Raw genomic sequence first — 18,997 nt, 5'->3', positions numbered from 1 at the left:
ATCCTTTTCGTTCATTAGGCGGGTTCAGCAGTCTGGTCTTCAAAGACTTCAAGTTTTAAGCCGACAGCTTTACCATTTTCTTTCTTAACAGACACTGCAACATTACCGCCATTTTCAGCCAGTTCGCCAAACAGGATCATTTCAGCCAGCGGTTTTTTCAGGTGTTCCTGAATCAGACGCTGCATTGGACGTGCACCCATCAAACGGTCATAGCCATGTTCAGACATCCATTCACGTGCGCTCTGATCCACTTCGAGCATGACTTTTTTATCATCCAGTTGTGCCTGGAGTTCTGTCAGGAATTTATCTACAACATTTTCAATAATGCTGCTTGGTAATGCCTTGAACTGGATCACGCCGTCGAGGCGGTTACGGAATTCTGGCGAGAAGGCTTTCTTCATCGCTTCCTGATTATCGTTACTATTGTCCTGTTCCATAAAACCAATGCTGACACGCGAAATACTTTCAGCCCCAATATTGGTGGTGAGTACCAAGACCACGTTACGGAAATCAGATTTACGCCCGTTATTATCAGTCAATGAACCATGATCCATAATCTGCAATAAGAGGTTAAACACATCTGGATGCGCTTTTTCGATCTCGTCTAGCAACAGCACACAATGCGGATTTTTGTGAATCGCATCGGTGAGCAAGCCACCCTGATCAAAACCGACATAGCCCGGAGGTGCACCGATCAAACGTGACACTGCATGACGTTCCATGTATTCCGACATATCAAAACGAACCAGTTCCACACCCATCTGTTTCGCGAGCTGCTTGGTCACTTCGGTTTTACCAACACCTGTAGGACCCGCAAAGACAAAACTACCTACAGGCTTATCTGGAGACTTCAAACCGGCACGTGACAGTTTAATTGCAGAAGCCAAGGCCTCAATCGCTTCATCCTGACCAAAGACCACACGTTTTAAATCACGCTCAAGATTTTCCAGCACACTCTTGTCATCTTTAGAGACAGTTTTCGGAGGAATACGCGCAATTTTAGAAACGATGTCTTCAATATTTTCTACGGTGATTAAACTGTCATCTTGTTCTGCTTTGAGACGGCGCTGAGCACCGGCTTCATCAATGACATCAATCGCCTTATCTGGCAAGAAACGGTCGTTGATAAATTTCGCAGAAAGTTCTACCGCAGACACTAAGGCTTGATCTTCATATTCCACATGATGGAAATCTTCAAACTTCGATTTCAGACCACGTAGGATATCAATAGTTTCAGAAATAGATGGCTCATTCACATCAATTTTCTGGAAACGACGCGATAAAGCATGATCTTTCTCAAAGACCTGACGGTATTCCTGGAATGTGGTTGACCCGATGCAGCGTAAAGAACCATTTGCCAGCGCCGGTTTGATCAGATTCGATGCATCCATGGTACTGCCCATACTCGAGCCTGCACCAATAATCATGTGAATTTCATCAATAAACAGCACGGCTTCAGGTTTCTTTTTCAACGCATTTAAAAGCTGTTTCAAGCGTTTTTCAAAGTCGCCACGGTATTTGGTTCCTGCCACCAAAGCACCAATGTCCAGACTGAAAATTTCAGCATTTTCCAGTGGTTTTGGCGCTTTACCATTGACAATTAACCAAGCCAGCCCTTCAGCAATCGAGGTTTTACCGACACCTGGATCACCGACAAGGAGTGGGTTATTTTTACGACGGCGGCAAAGAATTTGCGCGGCACGCTCGATTTCTTTTTCACGACCAATCAGTGGATCGGTCTTACCTTTTTGTGCTTCAACATTCAGGTTAGTGGTATAAAGTTCAAGTGGACCTGAACTTGCTGAAGATGCTGATTCGCCATCTAGATCTTCGATTTCTTCTTCAGACTGTACATCTTCTTTACGGGTACCATGAGACAGGTACTGAGTCAGGGTCAGACGGTTAATTTGATGACGTTTAAGCAGATAGACTGCAAATGAGTCACGCTCAGAATACATGGCAACCAGAATATCAGCACCTTCTACAGTACGATCGCCACCGCTTGATTGCACGTGAAAAATCGCGCGTTGCAAGATCCGGTCGAAGCTTTCTGTCGGGTGTGGTGCCTGATCACTATTTTCACCAAGTTTAGGGGTATGTTGTTCTACGTACTCTTCTAATTCCTTACGCAACACGATGATGTCCGCACCACATGCTTTGAGGGCATTCACGGCAGAATCGTTGTCAAGCAAGGCTAACAATAAATGTTCTACGGTCAGGAACTCATGTCTCTTTTGACGAGCCATGCTGACAGCCAAACGTAGTGATACTTCTAATTGACGACTGAGCATGTAACCCCCTTAATCTTTAGGCTCTATTTGGCAAAGTAACGGATGACCTTGTGATCGAGCATAATTATTGACTTGGTTCGCTTTGGTCTCCGCAATGTCTCGAGGATAAACCCCAGCTACACCCTTTCCTTCATAATGTACAGTTAGCATTACTTGTGTAGCTTGGTCAAGATTCATTGCAAAGTATTGTTGTAAAATTTCAATTACAAACTCCATCGGCGTATAGTCGTCATTTAATAAAACAACGGCATATAATGGTGGACGTTTCAGTTCTGGCTGTGCAGTCTGTACAGCTAGGTCAGAATCACCGTCTTCAGAGGGTTCATTTGCTAAACGTGGGCTGATATGCCAATCAACGATTCCAGACTCATTAAAAGAATTTTTAATATCACTTAAACACATTTGACGTTTATTGCTTGGCATAAGATTTATATTTCACACTTAATTTGCATTTGCTTCGGTTTTCGGAATTTCGGACAAGGTGGCAGACTGATTTTCTACTGCTTTGCCCTGTTCCCAACTAAAACGACGAATCACAGGCTTGGCACCGGTGAGACGCACTTCAATAAATTCTGGTTTAAAGCCTTTCGGCATGGTCCAGCGGCCAGTGAGTCGCTCATAATTTTCAAAATTAAAGTTTTTATCTTCCAGTGGTACCACCAGAATTTCAGTCCCTTTAATCAGGCGCAATTCCACACTACCTGAAGCACGGCTTTTGCCTGGACTGACCTGCACCAGATCAATCTGATATTCAAAGGCATTTTCCGGCAAAGGTTTAATGGACAGGTTTTGAACCGCCAATGCTAGACCACCACGCTGACGCAAAATTTCGCGATAAATGGTTCCCACACTTTCGGCCTGCACCTGTTCATCACGTGCCTTGGTCATGGCCAGATACAGATCATTGGCATTGCTGACCGCCAGATCACGCTCCTGAACCGCAGTATTCAGCGTCTTGTTCAGTGTTTCCAGACTGGCTTTCTGAGTCTGTACCACATCGACCAGTTGCTCTGCATCCGCATCATAACCCGCCGCAGTCAAACCCTGACGATGTCCTACGGTATATCCGAGTACGCCACTGCTTAAGATCAATACAGCCGCACCAATGGCTAAGGGGGTATTGCCTTTCATGAATGGTTTCTTAGTACCGGGTTCCTGAGGAAGCGTCGTATTTGACTCGTTATTCGGCATTTTGATCTCTTGTTTGCTTTAATCAAGACACACATTTAAATGCAAATCTAAATGTGTGTGAAGTTCTAATACGTTTTTTATGGTAATAAACCAATATTATTTAAGCCAGCATCTTCAGCAAAACCAAACATCAGGTTCATGTTTTGCACAGCCTGACCTGCTGCGCCTTTTACCAGATTGTCTTGTGCAACCAGTACAACCAGTTTCGTTGGCTGTGGCTTATACAAGGCAATACGTAACTGATTTGCTCCACGCACTGAACGCGTTTCAGGTGAACTACCCGCCGGCATGACATCGACAAATGCTTCATTGGCATAGAACTGCTCATATAGCGCTTGTAAATCTGCTGCTTGGCCTGCTTCAGTTAAATCGATATAGATGGTCGACAACATACCACGGATCATTGGCACCAAATGCGGTACAAATAAAATATGATCAAACACATTTTTTTGACCTGAAATATTTTCCAGTGCTTCGACAATTTCAGGATGATGGCGATGACCCGCTACACCATAGGCCTTAAAGTTATCAGCATTTTCAGAATAAATCATGCCCAGACTAGCTTTACGACCTGCACCTGATACACCCGACTTGGCATCGATAATAATGCTTTCAGGTTTCACCAATACTTCAGCCGCTTTTAAAACTGGCGCCAGACCTAACTGAACTGTGGTTGGATAACACCCCGGATTCCCGATCACATTGGCTTTTTTAATCTCTTCACGATTCAATTCAGATAAACCGTATACAGAATCTTTTAACAGTTCTGGACATGCATGTTGCATGCCATACCATTTTTCAAACTGTTCAAGATCTTGTAAACGAAAATCAGCAGCTAGGTCGATCACTTTTGTATTTGCAGCAACCAGCTCTTCGGCATGTTTCATTGCGACACCATGCGGCGTTGCAAAGAACACCACATCGCATGATTTTAATAAATCCAGACTTAAATCGGAAAATTTAAGATCGGTATGCCCGCGCAAGCTCGGGAACATGTCATCTACACGACGGCCTGCTTCAGTACGTGATGTCAGTGCTGTTACATTTACATCTGGATGTCGTAGCAAAAGACGCAAAAGTTCAACGCCTGTATAACCCGTACCACCCACAATACCCACTGAAATCACGATGATTACCTCAAATAAATGTTTCCTTTATAAGGCCTAGTATGACAGGAAGTTGAGGTTTTCTAAACCATTTCACTGGGGTTTGCTGGTTTTTTAATTGATCAGTAGGATAAGGCCGATTTTGATCATGAAACTTTTAATTTGCTTAGGCTATTTTAATAAAACAATCCTAACCTATTAATTATGGTTTCAGGCACCCCACCAATATGGCAACGGCGTATTTTTTAACGTTTTACGATGCTGCTGGAAATGCTGATCATGCTTGGCAACTTCTGCCCAAAACCGTGGACTATGATCAAAATGCTTTGTGTGTGCCAGCTCATGTACCGCGACATAACGCGTGACTTGTTCAGGAAATAATACCAGCGCACTGTTCAACATAATGTCATGCTTGGCCGAACAACTGCCCCACCGGGTTTTAGGTTGTCGAATACTGCAGTTTTTAAAAGGCAAATGACATTGCTGTGAGACGAGATTTAAATATGGAGGAAGCTGTTCTTTTGCGTAGGCAATCACGAAAGCTTTTAAATATTCTTCAGGATGCCGATCGCTAATACAAAGCTGTAGATTTTTATGATCAAAAATGAAGTTGTTCTTCTGGCTTTGATAAGAAATTTTTAATGGTGCTTTTAGATTGAATAACCGCAGCTCACTCGGTAGCGTCCGGTCAATATTTTCGATTTTTTCCTGCTGGGATTGCCAGGTTTTAATCAGCCAGCTTTCAGATTGTTCAATAAAATGCCGTATCTGTTTTTTGCTGCAAAAAACCGGGGCTGTGAGGCGAATCTGGGTCGCATCGACACGCAAACGTAACCGGGTTGAACGGACATTTCGGGTGATTTGGATTTCGGGTAGATCGGATAAGGTCATTATAGTTTTTTTTAATCTCCCCAACCCCCTCTTTTTCAAAGAGGGGCTTTTAAAAGTCTCCCTTCTTGCACTTGTTTTAAAGCAGTGCTTCAAAACTTCGCTCAGGGAGATTTAGAGGGATTTTTTCTAGAAAGTTTAATTAAACCGCTGTACGCTCTTCAATTCCGTTATCAGTCGCGACAATGGCGATATCTGCTTTGTTGATCGCAAAGATACCGTTACATACCACGCCCGGAATATCGTTTAAGGTTTTTTCCAGTTCAAGTGCATTTAGAATATTCAGGTTGTACACATCTAAAATCACATTACCGTTGTCAGTGACCACACCTTCACGGTACGCAGGATCGCCACCTAAAGATACGATTTTACGCGCGACTGCAGAACGCGCCATTGGAATCACTTCTACAGGAAGCGGGAACTCACGCCCTAATTGTCCAACCCATTTAGAATCATCCACGATACACACAAATTTTTTCGCAATAGAGGCAACAATCTTTTCACGTGTCAGCGCTGCACCGCCACCTTTGATCATATGCATATGACGATCAATTTCATCTGCACCATCAACATAAGCATCCAGACCACTGACAGAGTTCATATCTACCACTTCAATGCCGAGTTTTTTCAAGCGTTGTGCAGTTGCTTCTGAACTGGCTACCGCAGCTTCCAATTGCAGCTCAGGCAATAAGTCAATTAAAAAGTTTACAGTACTGCCTGTACCTACGCCTAAAATGCCCCCTTTTGGCAAGTGTTTTAAAGCGGCTTTGGCTGCTGCTTGTTTTTTCTCATCTTGGGTTGCATATAGACTCATGGCTTCACTCAACTATTTTGGACTTTTGCAGCTTTTTTAAACCGCAAAGCCGTGTGGTTTGTTACAATAAGCCCCTATTTTAAACTGTTAGATGGAAAATTAACATGCTGTCTCGTTTGGTTCGACAAATTTTACAAGCAACGGTCTACGATGTTGCAATCGAAACTCCACTCGAAGCAGCGCCACGAATTAGCGAACGACTCAATAATAATATCCGCTTTAAACGTGAAGATTTACAACCGGTTTTTTCATTCAAGCTACGCGGTGCCTATAACCGTATTAGTCAATTACCGAAATCACAAATGGAACGTGGCGTTATTACTGCTTCAGCGGGTAACCATGCACAGGGCGTGGCACTCTCAGGGAAAAAGCTGGGTATTCGCGCGATTATTGTGATGCCTAAAACCACACCTGATATCAAGGTACAGGCGGTTAAGCGTCTTGGTGGCGAAGTGGTTTTGCATGGTGATTCATTTGATGTCGCCAACAAGTATGCGATTCAACGTGCCCAGGAAGATGGCATGACCTTCATTCCGCCTTATGATGATGAACTGGTGATTGCTGGCCAAGGTACGATTGCTAATGAAATCCTGCGTCAATGGCGCGATGTGGATTACGTGTTTGTCGCAGTTGGCGGTGGTGGCCTGATCGCAGGTGTTGCAGCGTATTTAGGTGATGTCGCACCCCACGTTAAAGTCATTCCAGTGGAATACGACGAATCTGCCTGTTTAAAAGCTGCTTTAGAAGCAAATGAACGTGTGATTCTTCCATCTGTAGGTTTATTTGCTGATGGTACAGCTGTAGCCCAAATTGGTGAAAAACCATTTGATGTGATTCGTCTGCAAAAATCGGACAATTCTGGCCCAATCGTGGAACCGAATGTGGTGCTGGTGAATACGGATGAAGTCTGTGCAGCGATTAAAGACACTTATGACGAATGCCGTAGCATTGTAGAACCATCTGGTGCAATGGCTCTGGCAGGTATTAAAAAATACGTGGCTGAACATGGCATCGAAGGGAAGAACATGGTGTCGATTGTCTGCGGCGCCAACATGAACTTCGACCGTTTACGTTATATCGCTGAACGTACCGAACTGGGTGAACGCAAAGAAGCGATTTTTGCCGTGACCATTCCAGAACAGAAAGGTTCATTCCTGAGCTTCTGTCGTGCTTTGCAAGGTCGTAATATTACTGAATTCAACTATCGTGCCAGCGATGCTTCTGCGGCACAGGTCTTTGTTGGGATCAGCTTAAAGAACGGTGAGAAAGAACGTCAAGAAATTTATGAAACTTTAAAATTCCAATATGACGTCGATGACCTGTCTGATGATGAAGTGGCCAAACTACATATTCGTTATCTGATTGGTGGTCATGCCGATATTGAAAATGAACGTTTGTTCCGCGTGGAATTTCCGGAGCGTCCTGGTGCTTTACTGATGTTCCTGGAACGTCTGGGCCCAACACATAACATTACCCTGTTCCACTACCGTAACCACGGCGCTGCTGAAGGACGTGTTCTGGTAGGTCTTGAAGCGACCGATGCACAACAAAATCCGGACGGCTTGATCGAAACTCTCGAAACCATTACCTATCCATATCAGGAAATTACCAATAATCTGGGTTATCAACGTTTCTTGAAGTAATTCTTTCAAACATAAACCGCCTTTCGAGGCGGTTTTTTTATTCATATACAATAAATTTTATTAATGATTTTTTTTAAACTATTTAGAGTTGTAGTTAAAACTTCGTGTGCAACTTTAATATCAATACTGTGATATCTACTGCGATCATCATCTAAAATTTTATCTTTACTAAATATAGCTACATGTAAAATGTCATTTTGAAGCTGATCAAGTTTTTCGTAAGTTTTAATTAATCTTCCCTTTAGCTGTTCAAGATCTTTATCTTTTTCTACTTCAAGAATGATCTCTAAATTAGAAATCATACCTACATATAAATCATAAATAATCGGATTCAATTCTTTTTCAATACCATAGTACACATTCCCCTCATTAGGTCCTTCATTTAAATTATCAATATGCGAAGCAATATATTGGACAAAATATTTATCAAATTTTTTAATATCCAGATAAACTTCCTTTGCAATATTTGAAACTGTCTCAACTCTCTTTTGTGTTTTCCATTGCTTTGAAATACAGTAAGCCACGATAACCGTTAAAATTGCGGCAGCAATCGTTGCAATAGCTCCCCAATCAAGCACACAATTCTCAACCATTTAGTTCTTTTCCTTTCTAAATAAACGATTTATATCAATTATGTAAAACTTCAAACATCTTGGATTAGATTAACGCTAACATAACTCAAAATACTTTATTTAGAATAATTAAGGATAGCAAATGGCATTATTTGCAGTCATTGGGCTTGGCAGTTTTGGTGCGACCGTGGCCACGCAGCTGATCAGTCTGAAGCATGAAGTGATCGGTATCGATCTGAGTAAAAAATATGTCGAAAATATTTCCGATCAACTGACCCATGCCGTGATTGCCGATGCAACCGATGAGCATGTACTGGATGAGCTGAACATTCAGCGCTGTGATGCCGTTGTCGTTGCGATTGGAGAGGATATTGAGGCCAGCATTCTATGTGTATTGCACTTAAAAAATATGGGCGTGAAGAAAATCTGGGTGAAAGCCAAATCCAAATCCCACCACATGATTCTGACCCATCTCAATGTCGAGAAAATCATTCACCCTGAAGAAGACATGGGTGTTCGGGTGGCCCAGTCTTTAAGCTATCCGATGGTCAGTCGCTATATGGCGCTTGAAGATGATCATTATATTGTCAAAATTGAAATTCATGCAGATCATCATGGTACGCCACTGAATCATTTTATGAAGCATGTTCCTGAAATCGCTACCTTATTGCATAAACGCGGATCTACCCTGCAATATCACGTAGATGCCAATCAAATTCTTCAAGAAGGCGATATTTTACTGGTTGAAGGATTGCTGGAACCTTTGCGCCGTCTTGCTAAATATTTTAAACATCTATGAAAAGTTCTGACTTAAAGCAACACAGGACGATTAACCTCAGTCCTCCGAGCTTACTGGCTTTGGGTTTTCTCGGATTAATTCTGATCGGTTCCCTGCTGCTGATGCTGCCTATTGCACATCATGGAGAAATCAGCTGGCTAGACGCGATTTTTACCGCAACTTCTGCTGTGACTATTACCGGACTATCTGTGGTCAATGTTGGTGAAGCATATACACCCTTTGGGCAGATCGTAATTATGTTCCTGCTGCAATGTGGTGGCCTCGGCTTTATGACCTTTGCCATACTCGCCTTCATGAGCCTGTCACCTAAACTTGGTTTAAGACAGCAAGTGATGGCACAGGAATCTATTGGCCAGACCAGTTTAAAGAAAGTCAGTTTTACCATTAAAGCAGTATTCCTATATTCTCTGTTTTTCGAAGCGATTGGCACCCTGATTTTAACCTTAGCCTGGCTGGAAGATTATCCTTTTGGTGAAGCGCTGTTTTATGCAGCTTTCTATAGTGTTTCTGCGTTTAATAATGGCGGATTTTCCCTTTTCCCCAATAGCTTGATGAGTTTTTCAGGACAGTATCTGATTACATTTACCATTAGTATGCTGTATATCATTGGCGGTATCGGCTTCTTGGTGCTGATGGATGTCAAGGAACGTAAACGCTGGCGCAAGTTAAGTACCAATAGCAAGCTAATCCTCTCAACAATTCTGGGTCTTAACTTAAGTGCTTTTATTGTGCTATGGCTGTTAGAAGCCTCTAACCCGCAAACTTTGGGCCTGATGAGTGTGGGCGACCAGGCCGTGAATGCCTGGTTCCATGCCACCGTTCCCCGCTCTTCAGGTTTTAATAGCTTGCCAATGGAACAAATGAGCGATGCATCCAGTCTCATTACCATGCTGCTCATGTTTATCGGGGGCGGCTCCTTAAGTACGGCGGGCGGCATCAAAGTCGGAACATTTATTATTGTGGTGATCAGCGTAATCAGTTTTTTAAGACGCGAAGATGAGATCCGGCTGTTTAATCACTCTATTCCTGAAAAAACTACGTTTAAAGCATTGGCCGTCGTGTGTATTACTGCAGCGTTGATCATGATGGGTTTTATGAGCTTATTAATCCTGGAACCTGAGCAGGATTTTCTGGATCTGTTGTTTGAAGCCGTGTCTGCGGCCTGTACCGTCGGTTTGTCCCGAGGGGTAACTGAGGAGCTACAACCTGCCAGTTTGATCATTCTGATGTTGTTAATGTTCGCAGGGCGTCTAGGGCCACTGACGCTTGCTTATTTTATTGCGACTCCGAAAAAGAGTCGTCTCAAACATCCACCTTCAGAAATCCAGATTGGTTAATCTATCTATAAAAAAACCATGCCGCAGCATGGTTTTTTATTTTCATTCCAAGATGACGAAACTTGGAATCTTAGAACCAGTTCATCAATGAGACACCTAAACCGACATACGTGGCACGGTGATTATAATCAATCAGACTTTCTCCGTAGCCATCAAATAGCTGGAATTGGCCACGCAAACGCCCACTGATCGGGAATGACCAATCGAACTGTACGGCTCCACGATTTTCATCTCCACCTTTTAAGGTATGTCGCAGCATTAATGAAAAATCATGCTCCTTATAACGATAAAATGCGGTCATGTCTCCACGGCCGATATAGTTTTTGATTTCTGGATTGTTATCATCTTCTCGCTTCTCTTCAAAGCGATACCAAGGACGAACCATCAAGGCAAAATTGTCTTTTTCAAAACCAAGATTCAGCATCACCCGATTCCAGCTACGTGATAACGGATCAGAACGACCATTGGACTGATGATTGATGGTCAATCCCAACATACGCCAATTCAGACCCAAAAGATCATAATTGGTACGGAAAATCAAACTGGCTTCGGGTTCATAGTTGGTCTCACGAAACGGACGTGATTCTTCCGAGTTATACACCTGCCAACGCGAAGACTGAGTATAACCAAGCCAGAGATCGCCATTATCTCCCAAGATATTTTCAACCGCCTTGGTCTTTAAAGACAGTTGAAACTTAGCTTCAGTTGAGGTGAGATTCTGTTTCTCTGTCTCTATATTGTTGGGATTTTCACTCTCGGGTAATTCATTCTTGTTTGATGTCCAGAAACCTGGCATCAAATACACCGGCTGATAAGAACGAATGTTCCAGGTGCCTAATTTACTTTCCGGAGAGAGTTCCCAGCGGCTATCCAGCAAAGACAGATTCGGCGTCAACTTTGATCCTTCAGAAGCGTAAATATTGGAAACAGTCTGACCAATTTTCGCTTTTAAATTGTCGGGTTCAGGCGCAATTTCTGCTGCTGCACGACGTTCAGAAACGATTGCAGGCTTATCAGTAACCGGAATTTTAAATAAAGTATCATAACAGGCCAGACGCTCTGCACTAATTTCCAGTGCAGCACAGGCTTCAGCCGTTGCCGGCGTGGGACTGTTGACTACTGTTTCTTCCGCATTCACTTGCGTCCCAACTGCACAGCCCAGCAACACGCTCAGCTGTAGAGTTGAGCGCTTAAACGAATTAAGCGCCATCCCTTATCCTCTTTTTTTTATTTATAGAACTTGTTGAATTACAAAACCAAGCTGCTCCAGCATTTCACGTTTTGCCACTGGTGCCACAACGGCTTTCGTCGCCTGCTGCTCGACCAGATAGGTCTGTGCAACACGCTGCAAATCATCCAGTGTGACATTCAATAAACGTTCACGTAATTTTTTACGGAACGCTGGTGTACGTTGATGCAAGTAAGAATAACATGCAGTAATGGCTTCGCCTGCCGGTGAACCCGGTTTATCCATACTGGCGATCAGACCCAGAATGGCTTCTTCCAGTTGATGCGGCTGTTGTGGTGCATTAAGTAACCACTGAATACTCGCATCAAAATCCTGGAAAGTTTCTGCCAGACGTGGGTCACGGTAGCTGTAGAAACGGAATGAACAGGCATTCCCGTCATAGCTGGCACCACCACCATAGGCACCGCCTTTTTCACGGATGGCACTGTGCAGGAAGCCATTACGCAAATAACCCGCCAGTACCATCAATGCAGCAGCATCAGGATGTGAAACTTCAACAGCTGGATAAGCAGCCGCACAGAACTGGACATTGGCTTGAATCAACCAGGCTTCGTGCTGGTCATGGGTTACTTTTTCGACTTGAGTTAATGAAACTGGTGCAGAATCAACTTCAAGTTTATCCCAGACATTCTGAATTTCTTCGATCAGATGCTCAGACTGCGGCTCTTCACAGACTAACAGGAATTGCTTTGGTGCTTGCAACAAGACCCGATGAATCCGTTTTAATTCATCAATCAGCAGATCATATTCAGCCGGATCTTTTTCGATCTTAGACACCAGCTCGATCAGCCAGTTCAATGCACCCAGACCGGTATTGTGATAATCACGCAAAGCCAATGCACTATGCTGACGTGAAGCCGTTTGCATTGCATAGCTATGTCCAGAACCGGAAATACGTGACTGCCAGCGCGTTTTACGCTGTTGTAACAGTTCAACAATACGGTCTTTCTCATCAAAACGAAGCTGTTCAAAACCGATCTTTAACAGACGAATTGCATCCAGATGATTCACCAAAGATTTGGTGGTCAACGTCAACCAGGCAGTAATTTTGTTTTTGTCATCGACTTTAGAACGCAAAGATGCGCCCATGCCCAGACCGCCACTTACCGCTGTTTGCAGTTGCTGGAACTCAAGATAATCATACTCACCCGCACCAACTTCACCCATCAGGATCGACAGCAGGTTAAAGTAAGGCGACTGCACCACTTCATCCGGAATATTGACCAGAACCTGTTGGTAATAAATACCATTAGTACCGGCATGATACAGGTTCAACGGCGTATCAACACGGTTACAGATAATCTCGCGTAACTGACCTTGCACAATCTGTAATTCCGCAGGAACATCTTCCAGACCGACTTTCGGCAATAAATTCAAGTCATCCGGCGTGTCCTGACGCACATTCAATGCTTCAGTCTGCGCAATAATTTCAGCTTTCTGTTCTTCAGTCAGATTCTTGCCAATTTCAGCCAGAAGCGCTTTTTCATCCGCTGCTTCTTTGGCAGATTTAGTCGCATCCGGAACCAGTGTCAATTGGACACGATGCGGATTATCCAGCAAATGCTCTTTGATCAGATTGGAAAGCCACATTGGATCTTGCAGTTCTTCCTTAACTGCGGCAATCGCAGAGTCCACATCCCAAACTTCGACCGGATCACGGTGATGAATTGCGCTGCCCAAACCGCTCAGAATCAGGCTCAGACCATACGGCGTACCATCACCATTGATTTCACGCTGATGCAATTCAATTTGATGCAGAATCGCATCGACCATGTTCTGATCAACCGGTTTAGACGCAACCTCTTCCAGAACCTTAAACACACCATTTTTAAATTCTTCTGCATGTTCAGGATTTGAACCCTGTACCGCGCAGTAGAAAGTCATTTCAAAATTAGAATCATCCACGCCCATGAATGGGCCCGTGGCATCTGCATAACCACACGTTTCCAGATAATGACGCAGTGGTGATGCTGAATCTTCTAACAAGATACCTTCAACTAAACGCATGCCCAAACGCAGTTTAATGTCACTGGCTTCCGGCAATAACCATGACAGCACATGATAGGTCTTGTCCTGCAGGTCTTCAGCATCAACAGCATAGCTGTCTGTCACCGTCAATGGTGCAGTCAAACGGGTTTCAGGTGTTGGATACAGCGTCTGACCTTTTTCAAATTTGGACAATGCCAGATGTTCAAACTGCTCTTGCAGTTCGAATGCTGTTTTATTACCAAAGGTCATGAAGACTGCATTACTTGGATGGTAATGTGACTTATAGAAATCAACTAACTCCTGGTAAGTCAGATCAGGAATATCTTTAGGATCCCCACCAGAATTATAGTGATAGGTCGTATTCGGGAATAAATGATGCGCCAGCGTGTGATAAAGCTGATCTGAAGGCGAACTCATCGCACCTTTCATTTCATTAAAAACTACGCCTTTATAGACAGGCTCGCCATTTTCCAGCTCAATGCGAATGCCTTCCTGGGCAAAATCCAATGGATTCAGGTTCGCAGCAAATGCTGCATCCATATACACTTCGAGCAGGTTCTGGAAATCTTTACTATTTTGGGTCGCAAATGGATACGCAGTCCAGTCCGCCGCAGTAAAGGCATTCATAAAGGTGTTCAGTGAACGGCGAATCATCAGGAAGAATGGATCACGCACTGGGAATTTTTCTGAACCACACAACGCAGTATGTTCCAGAATATGTGCTTCGCCTTTAGAATCCATCGGCTGGGTACGAAACGCCACCAGAAAGACATTTTCGTCGTGATTGGTCGCCAGATGATAATGCGTGGCGCCAGTCACTTTATGTTTATATTCAGACACGAAAATGTCTAAAGCTTCAACATGTTGTTGACGTACCAACTGAAACGCAGGATGTACAGTTTGAGAAATGGTTTCAGTGACATCTACAGTCATGCGATCTCCTAATGCTTTAATTAAAATAACTAAGCGCATTATAGCTTTAGTTATCTGAATTATTCACGTTGAAAACCGAGGATTTTGATCGAATTAAGTAAACTTGATCATTTGAAAATTAAATCATCAAATTTACTTCCTGCATCTAAATGAGTATTTACAAGCTTAAGAAATCAGATATTTAAAATAGTTATAGCTTGGATTGTTTTCCACAAATACATAATTCTGCTTTTGATAAAAACTGGCGGCCAGTCGGGTATCTGTTTGCAGGCACAAAGCTGAATAATGCGGACGTGCCAATTGCTCCAGGTAAGCCAAAAGCTGTTTGCCTACGCCATGCTGACGATATTTCGGATGCACATAGAAACGGCGTACACGACCAATGCGGTCTTCAATGCCGTTATCTCCCAATTGCTGGTTTAAGCCGCCACAGGCAACCAATTTCTTGCCATCATGCGCCACCACCAGATATTCATTGGCGTGGCTAAAGCAGTTTTTCCCGGTGCGATATTCTTCTATTAACTTATCTACCAAATTATAGCCTTCTTTACGTGCCAGAGTTGCCAGTGTTTCGATCTGATCCGGGAGTTGTTCGGCTGTTACAATTTTAATATTCATATACGCACACTATTTGAAATTGTTGTGGAGAATGACAGTTGCCAAGCGACTTAAAATATCATGCCAGGAGCGATATCTCTTTATAAATAAAATGTGATCCTTAAATCAATGCTGCAGCGCCCTAGTGCACAAAAATAAGTCAGTTTTTAGACCAAAGATAGCTGCTGAACAAAATACAGCATTTTTAAAAAGTATTTGAAAATGATTCAGCAAACTACAGCAATCCCAAGCAATCGTGTAAACTTAGGACTTTCATTTTTAATGTGATATTTGAACATGGCAACTGTTGATCTTTTTGCGATTGGTAATGCGCTGATTGACCAAGAATTTAAAGTTTCTGATGACTTTTTAACTGCACATCACTTGCAAAAAGGCACCATGCAACTTGCAGATGGTGAGACTCAGGCCACTCTTTATCAAAATCTTCAAGCGACTCAAGTGTATAAGGGTCAGGCTTCAGGCGGTTCAGCAGCCAACACTACTGTGGCATTTTCTGCGCTCGGTGGTTCTGCATTTTATGGCTGTCGTGTCGGCAATGACGAACTGGGACACATCTACCTGAAAGGTTTAAATGATGCCGGTATTAAAACCACCACCCAATCGATCAGTGAAGGCGTGACAGGGACATGTATGGTTCTGGTCAGCCCTGATTCTGAACGTACCATGCATACTTACCTGGGTATTACAGCCGAACTGACCGATCAACAAATTGATTTCAGCGCATTACATAGCGCGAAATGGCTATATCTCGAAGGTTATTTATCAACTTCTGAAACGGCACGTCATGCGGTACAACAAGCACGTGATATTGCCCGTGCTAATGGCGTTAAAATTGCTCTAACTTTATCTGATCCTGCCATGGTGCAATATGCCCGTGCCGGCCTGGATGAAATGATTGCAGATGGTGTTGACCTACTGCTATGTAACCAGCAAGAAGCGCTGATGTATACAGAAACAGATAATATTGATGCGGCTTTGCTTAAATTAAAAACAATCAGTCAGCACGTTGTCATTACATTGTCAGCTGAAGGTGCATTAATTTCTGATCATCAGAATACCTTTACTGTTCCAGGTCGCAAAGTTACTGCGGTAGATGCCAACGGTGCCGGTGACGCTTTTGCCGGAGCCTTCCTGTACGGATTGAATGCCAATTTGGGTCTTCAAGCTGCGGCTGAACTGGCGATTCTCATTTCAAGCCAAGTGGTTTCACAATTTGGTCCGCGCTTGGCAGTTGAAGACTATGCAGCATTATTACAAGACTTTCAAAAGGAATGTGCTTAATGTTTAAAATTTGCATGACCGAAGACGTTCCAGAACGCGAAGCACGCTCTTTTGAGCTTCCAGATGGAGATAATATCTTTATCACCCAACGTGATGGTGCCTTCTATGCCTATCAAAACCTGTGTCCGCATTTGCAGGTCGAGCTGGAATTTCTGGAAAACCAGTTTCTAGATCGTGATCAGGAATTTATTGAATGCTCCACGCATGGTGCCTTGTTTCTGGTAGAAAGCGGGGAATGCATTTCTGGGCCTTGCCAAGGTCAAGCACTTGAAAAAGTAGAGATTACCGTGCATTCTGATGGTGGAATTTACCTCTCAGAATAAGACTAAAACGGACTTCACCATGCCTGCATTTTTTCTAGACTATAACCTGATGCCTTTTCATCTGAGTTTATTGGCGATTATTCTGTTCGGTGTGGTGAAAACCATTGGTTTCTATTTTGGACTCAGACCCAGCAAGTTTCTGCAAAAAATTTCACCTTATGACTTTCAGCAGATGGATCTACTAAACGTCAAATTCTCCAAAACCTTGATTGTGTTTTTCTTCCTGATGAATTTTAGTTTTGCCGGCTATGTTTTACAGTTCCTGATCTATTCTCAGGAATTTAAATTTCTGCCTGCTTATTACCTGATTATTCCGGCTTTAATCATTGCGACTTTTTTTACTATTTTTATGATTCACTGTCTGGATCAGGTCATTCCACCCAAATATAAAAAGAACAATGTCAATTTACTTGGTCGTCTGGCGACGATTTCCAGTGGCAATGCCCGTCCCGGTTTTTCTGCTCAAGCACGGGTACGGGATGAGTATGGACAACTGCATTATGTACAGGTAGAACCTGAGTTTGGTGAACTCGGTTTTCAGTCGCAGATTATCCTGATTCGCATGAGAAAATCTCATTATGTTGCTAAGAAAATTTGTAAATCTAATCAGCTGTTCAGCATGAATCTAGATTAAATTCTAAATCATTTGATAGTTATTAAAAAATCCCGACAGATATCGGGATTTTTTAATGTCCATATTTATTTTTTAAGAAGTCCTGAAACCATATTCAATACATTTTGAATATCATTATTGGCTTCCTGCTTGCTGGTTTGCTCACCTTGTGGAGTAAGCGAATCAATAATCTGCGGCAAGACCTGTGAAATCGCACTATACACATCCTGCTTCGATGCATGGGTTTGCTGTGCAACTTCTTCAACTTCTTGCTCATCAAACAGTTTTTGCACCTGCTGCGGATCGACATTTGCATTTTCACCGGGACCGGTCGACACCCAATCATCGACCTGGCTATTAAGCCCCTGTCCTTTGAGCTTGTCTAATGCACCCTGTAAACCGCCCTGTTTTTGAATCCAGGCCAGCACCAAAGGCAGTACTGCAATTAATAAGGTTTTACCGGTAGAACCACCTAGTCCTGAACGAGGCTGAGCAGATCCTTGATTGCTGCTACCACCAAACTGACTTAGTACTGAACCTAAAATTGCCCCCAGACCATTTTGTCGATTCTGCTGGCCGGTTTGATTTTGCTGGTTTTGAGTATTTTGATTTTGCTGAGGATTTGACTGGTTTAAATGCCCTAGCACAGACCCCAGGATATCTGCCAAGCCACCTTGTTGTGAGGATTTCTGCTGCGACTGCCCGTCACCCAATGCATGCTTTGCTAATATTTCCACAATACTACTCAGGTTTGTCATGTCCTATATCCTATGTGCATCTTAATTACAGAATACGGCCTGCCCTCATATTGTCTAGGCAAGATTGTGTTAATATTTGCAATCTTAGTTAAGCAGGTTTTCGGCTTACCAGCGAAATTTATCCCAGTTTTCCGGATTGGCCCAAAACTTGGAGTTAAACCAGTCTGGCACGTGTTTATAGGTTAAAATATTAAACTGCCACAGCGCAAAATCGGCCTCATGTGTGGTCTTGTCAATCAACTGGGTGAATCCCAAAGCTCTCAATAATTTTTCGTCTTGCAAGCGACTGATCACTACCAGTCGTTTGGCGAACAAATCACGTAATTTCACCAGAATTTGACTCATGCTCTGTTCAGACAAATGTTCTGTTTCCGCAGTATCCAGCATCACCACAGCCAAGTCATAACGTTGCTGAAAAGGCAGATTTAAAAAGTCAGATACGCTAAAATAGGACCATTGAATAGCTGGCTGAAACTGGACTTGGCTCAAGTCCTGCCCAATACAAATAGCAGTATGAATTGGCTGTTCCTGTGCGAAATCGTCTAGCATCGAAGTAATGACATTCTGCTCAGCCATAACTGCATCCTTATGA

General features: G+C 43.1%; 18 protein-coding genes. 6 read left to right on the top strand and 12 right to left on the bottom strand.

Annotated elements, in window-relative coordinates; genetic code table 11:
- Positions 1 to 14 precede the first annotated feature (14 nt).
- From clpA to rpiA, 6 genes are all read right to left on the bottom strand, one after another.
- Complete coding sequence (gene clpA / locus AC1IR0_RS08270; protein WP_005246535.1) at positions 15 to 2,291, bottom strand: ATP-dependent Clp protease ATP-binding subunit ClpA; 2,277 nt, start codon at positions 2,289 to 2,291, stop codon at positions 15 to 17.
- A gap of 9 nt (positions 2,292 to 2,300) precedes the next feature.
- Positions 2,301 to 2,714 (bottom strand): ATP-dependent Clp protease adapter ClpS, encoded by a 414-nt coding sequence (gene clpS, locus AC1IR0_RS08265; protein ID WP_409653159.1) that lies wholly within the window; start codon positions 2,712 to 2,714, stop codon positions 2,301 to 2,303.
- An 18-nt stretch (positions 2,715 to 2,732) separates the two neighbouring features.
- The gene (locus tag AC1IR0_RS08260; protein WP_004279781.1) at positions 2,733 to 3,482 is read right to left on the bottom strand and encodes a DUF6776 family protein; all 750 of its coding nucleotides are present in this window, start codon (positions 3,480 to 3,482) and stop codon (positions 2,733 to 2,735) included.
- A 77-nt stretch (positions 3,483 to 3,559) separates the two neighbouring features.
- Positions 3,560 to 4,615: an N-acetyl-gamma-glutamyl-phosphate reductase gene (argC, locus tag AC1IR0_RS08255; RefSeq protein WP_409653310.1), complete on the bottom strand. Its 1,056-nt coding sequence runs from the start codon at positions 4,613 to 4,615 to the stop codon at positions 3,560 to 3,562.
- 183 nt (positions 4,616 to 4,798) lie between these two features.
- Positions 4,799 to 5,479: a M48 family metallopeptidase gene (locus tag AC1IR0_RS08250; RefSeq protein ID WP_409653157.1), complete on the bottom strand. Its 681-nt coding sequence runs from the start codon at positions 5,477 to 5,479 to the stop codon at positions 4,799 to 4,801.
- Between the two features lie 139 nt (positions 5,480 to 5,618).
- On the bottom strand, positions 5,619 to 6,290 hold the full coding sequence (gene rpiA / locus AC1IR0_RS08245; protein ID WP_004279784.1) for a ribose-5-phosphate isomerase RpiA: 672 nt from the start codon (positions 6,288 to 6,290) through the stop codon (positions 5,619 to 5,621).
- Positions 6,291 to 6,394: 104 nt separating this feature from the next.
- Here rpiA and ilvA point away from each other — a divergent pair, with 104 nt between their 5' ends.
- Positions 6,395 to 7,933 (top strand): threonine ammonia-lyase, biosynthetic, encoded by a 1,539-nt coding sequence (gene ilvA / locus AC1IR0_RS08240; RefSeq protein ID WP_004646781.1) that lies wholly within the window; start codon positions 6,395 to 6,397, stop codon positions 7,931 to 7,933.
- Between the two features lie 41 nt (positions 7,934 to 7,974).
- Here the strand turns inward: ilvA and AC1IR0_RS08235 are convergent, their stop codons facing one another.
- Positions 7,975 to 8,526 (bottom strand): hypothetical protein, encoded by a 552-nt coding sequence (locus tag AC1IR0_RS08235; RefSeq protein WP_409653154.1) that lies wholly within the window; start codon positions 8,524 to 8,526, stop codon positions 7,975 to 7,977.
- Positions 8,527 to 8,647: 121 nt separating this feature from the next.
- On the opposite strand from AC1IR0_RS08235, the gene AC1IR0_RS08230 reads away from it, so the two are divergent.
- Both AC1IR0_RS08230 and AC1IR0_RS08225 read left to right on the top strand, forming a co-directional pair.
- Positions 8,648 to 9,304 carry a potassium channel family protein gene (locus tag AC1IR0_RS08230; RefSeq protein ID WP_409653152.1) on the top strand — a complete coding sequence of 219 codons (657 nt, stop codon included), beginning with the start codon at positions 8,648 to 8,650 and terminating at the stop codon, positions 9,302 to 9,304.
- Positions 9,301 to 10,641 (top strand): TrkH family potassium uptake protein, encoded by a 1,341-nt coding sequence (locus AC1IR0_RS08225; RefSeq protein ID WP_409653150.1) that lies wholly within the window; start codon positions 9,301 to 9,303, stop codon positions 10,639 to 10,641. Before AC1IR0_RS08230 ends, AC1IR0_RS08225 begins: the two co-directional genes overlap by 4 nt.
- A 70-nt stretch (positions 10,642 to 10,711) precedes the next feature.
- On the opposite strand, the gene AC1IR0_RS08220 is transcribed toward AC1IR0_RS08225, so the two are convergent.
- The 3 genes from AC1IR0_RS08220 to AC1IR0_RS08210 form a co-directional block, all read right to left on the bottom strand.
- Positions 10,712 to 11,851 (bottom strand): phospholipase A, encoded by a 1,140-nt coding sequence (locus AC1IR0_RS08220; protein WP_004646777.1) that lies wholly within the window; start codon positions 11,849 to 11,851, stop codon positions 10,712 to 10,714.
- A gap of 21 nt (positions 11,852 to 11,872) precedes the next feature.
- A complete protein-coding gene (locus AC1IR0_RS08215; RefSeq protein WP_479741273.1) occupies positions 11,873 to 14,812 on the bottom strand; it encodes an insulinase family protein in 2,940 nt (979 codons plus the stop codon).
- Between the two features lie 165 nt (positions 14,813 to 14,977).
- Complete coding sequence (locus tag AC1IR0_RS08210) at positions 14,978 to 15,430, bottom strand: GNAT family N-acetyltransferase (protein ID WP_180087298.1); 453 nt, start codon at positions 15,428 to 15,430, stop codon at positions 14,978 to 14,980.
- A gap of 276 nt (positions 15,431 to 15,706) precedes the next feature.
- On the opposite strand from AC1IR0_RS08210, the gene AC1IR0_RS08205 reads away from it, so the two are divergent.
- From AC1IR0_RS08205 to AC1IR0_RS08195, 3 genes are read left to right on the top strand one after another with little or no spacing between them, the layout of a single operon-like run.
- Positions 15,707 to 16,711, top strand: a complete 1,005-nt coding sequence (locus tag AC1IR0_RS08205; RefSeq protein WP_479741272.1) for an adenosine kinase — start codon at positions 15,707 to 15,709, stop codon at positions 16,709 to 16,711.
- Between the two features lie 14 nt (positions 16,712 to 16,725).
- Complete coding sequence (locus AC1IR0_RS08200) at positions 16,726 to 17,034, top strand: Rieske (2Fe-2S) protein (RefSeq protein ID WP_004279797.1); 309 nt, start codon at positions 16,726 to 16,728, stop codon at positions 17,032 to 17,034.
- 19 nt (positions 17,035 to 17,053) lie between these two features.
- A complete protein-coding gene (locus tag AC1IR0_RS08195; RefSeq protein WP_004279798.1) occupies positions 17,054 to 17,668 on the top strand; it encodes an OB-fold-containig protein in 615 nt (204 codons plus the stop codon).
- 65 nt (positions 17,669 to 17,733) lie between these two features.
- Here the strand turns inward: AC1IR0_RS08195 and AC1IR0_RS08190 are convergent, their stop codons facing one another.
- Positions 17,734 to 18,405, bottom strand: coding sequence for a YidB family protein (locus AC1IR0_RS08190; RefSeq protein WP_314103066.1), 672 nt, complete (start codon positions 18,403 to 18,405; stop codon positions 17,734 to 17,736).
- A gap of 105 nt (positions 18,406 to 18,510) precedes the next feature.
- Complete coding sequence (locus AC1IR0_RS08185) at positions 18,511 to 18,981, bottom strand: DUF6231 family protein (protein ID WP_479741271.1); 471 nt, start codon at positions 18,979 to 18,981, stop codon at positions 18,511 to 18,513.
- Positions 18,982 to 18,997: the final 16 nt, after the last annotated feature.

It is taken from the genome of Acinetobacter sp. 129952, from assembly GCF_056642055.1.
The sequence above is the reverse complement of the archived record's forward strand: the minus strand, read 5'-3'. Positions and strand labels throughout refer to the sequence as shown.

Bases quoted from the DNA above. Each gene is read 5' to 3' on its own strand.
- clpA (WP_005246535.1), bottom strand. From the start codon at position 2,291: ATGCTCAGTCGTCAATTAGAAGTATCACTACGTTTGGCTGTCAGCATG.
- clpS (WP_409653159.1), bottom strand. From the start codon at position 2,714: ATGCCAAGCAATAAACGTCAAATGTGTTTAAGTGATATTAAAAATTCT.
- AC1IR0_RS08260 (WP_004279781.1), bottom strand. From the start codon at position 3,482: ATGCCGAATAACGAGTCAAATACGACGCTTCCTCAGGAACCCGGTACT.
- AC1IR0_RS08250 (WP_409653157.1), bottom strand. From the start codon at position 5,479: ATGACCTTATCCGATCTACCCGAAATCCAAATCACCCGAAATGTCCGT.
- rpiA (WP_004279784.1), bottom strand. From the start codon at position 6,290: ATGAGTCTATATGCAACCCAAGATGAGAAAAAACAAGCAGCAGCCAAA.
- ilvA (WP_004646781.1), top strand. From the start codon at position 6,395: ATGCTGTCTCGTTTGGTTCGACAAATTTTACAAGCAACGGTCTACGAT.
- AC1IR0_RS08235 (WP_409653154.1), bottom strand. From the start codon at position 8,526: ATGGTTGAGAATTGTGTGCTTGATTGGGGAGCTATTGCAACGATTGCT.
- AC1IR0_RS08230 (WP_409653152.1), top strand. From the start codon at position 8,648: ATGGCATTATTTGCAGTCATTGGGCTTGGCAGTTTTGGTGCGACCGTG.
- AC1IR0_RS08225 (WP_409653150.1), top strand. From the start codon at position 9,301: ATGAAAAGTTCTGACTTAAAGCAACACAGGACGATTAACCTCAGTCCT.
- AC1IR0_RS08220 (WP_004646777.1), bottom strand. From the start codon at position 11,851: ATGGCGCTTAATTCGTTTAAGCGCTCAACTCTACAGCTGAGCGTGTTG.
- AC1IR0_RS08215 (WP_479741273.1), bottom strand. From the start codon at position 14,812: ATGACTGTAGATGTCACTGAAACCATTTCTCAAACTGTACATCCTGCG.
- AC1IR0_RS08210 (WP_180087298.1), bottom strand. From the start codon at position 15,430: ATGAATATTAAAATTGTAACAGCCGAACAACTCCCGGATCAGATCGAA.
- AC1IR0_RS08205 (WP_479741272.1), top strand. From the start codon at position 15,707: ATGGCAACTGTTGATCTTTTTGCGATTGGTAATGCGCTGATTGACCAA.
- AC1IR0_RS08200 (WP_004279797.1), top strand. From the start codon at position 16,726: ATGACCGAAGACGTTCCAGAACGCGAAGCACGCTCTTTTGAGCTTCCA.
- AC1IR0_RS08195 (WP_004279798.1), top strand. From the start codon at position 17,054: ATGCCTGCATTTTTTCTAGACTATAACCTGATGCCTTTTCATCTGAGT.
- AC1IR0_RS08190 (WP_314103066.1), bottom strand. From the start codon at position 18,405: ATGACAAACCTGAGTAGTATTGTGGAAATATTAGCAAAGCATGCATTG.
- AC1IR0_RS08185 (WP_479741271.1), bottom strand. From the start codon at position 18,981: ATGGCTGAGCAGAATGTCATTACTTCGATGCTAGACGATTTCGCACAG.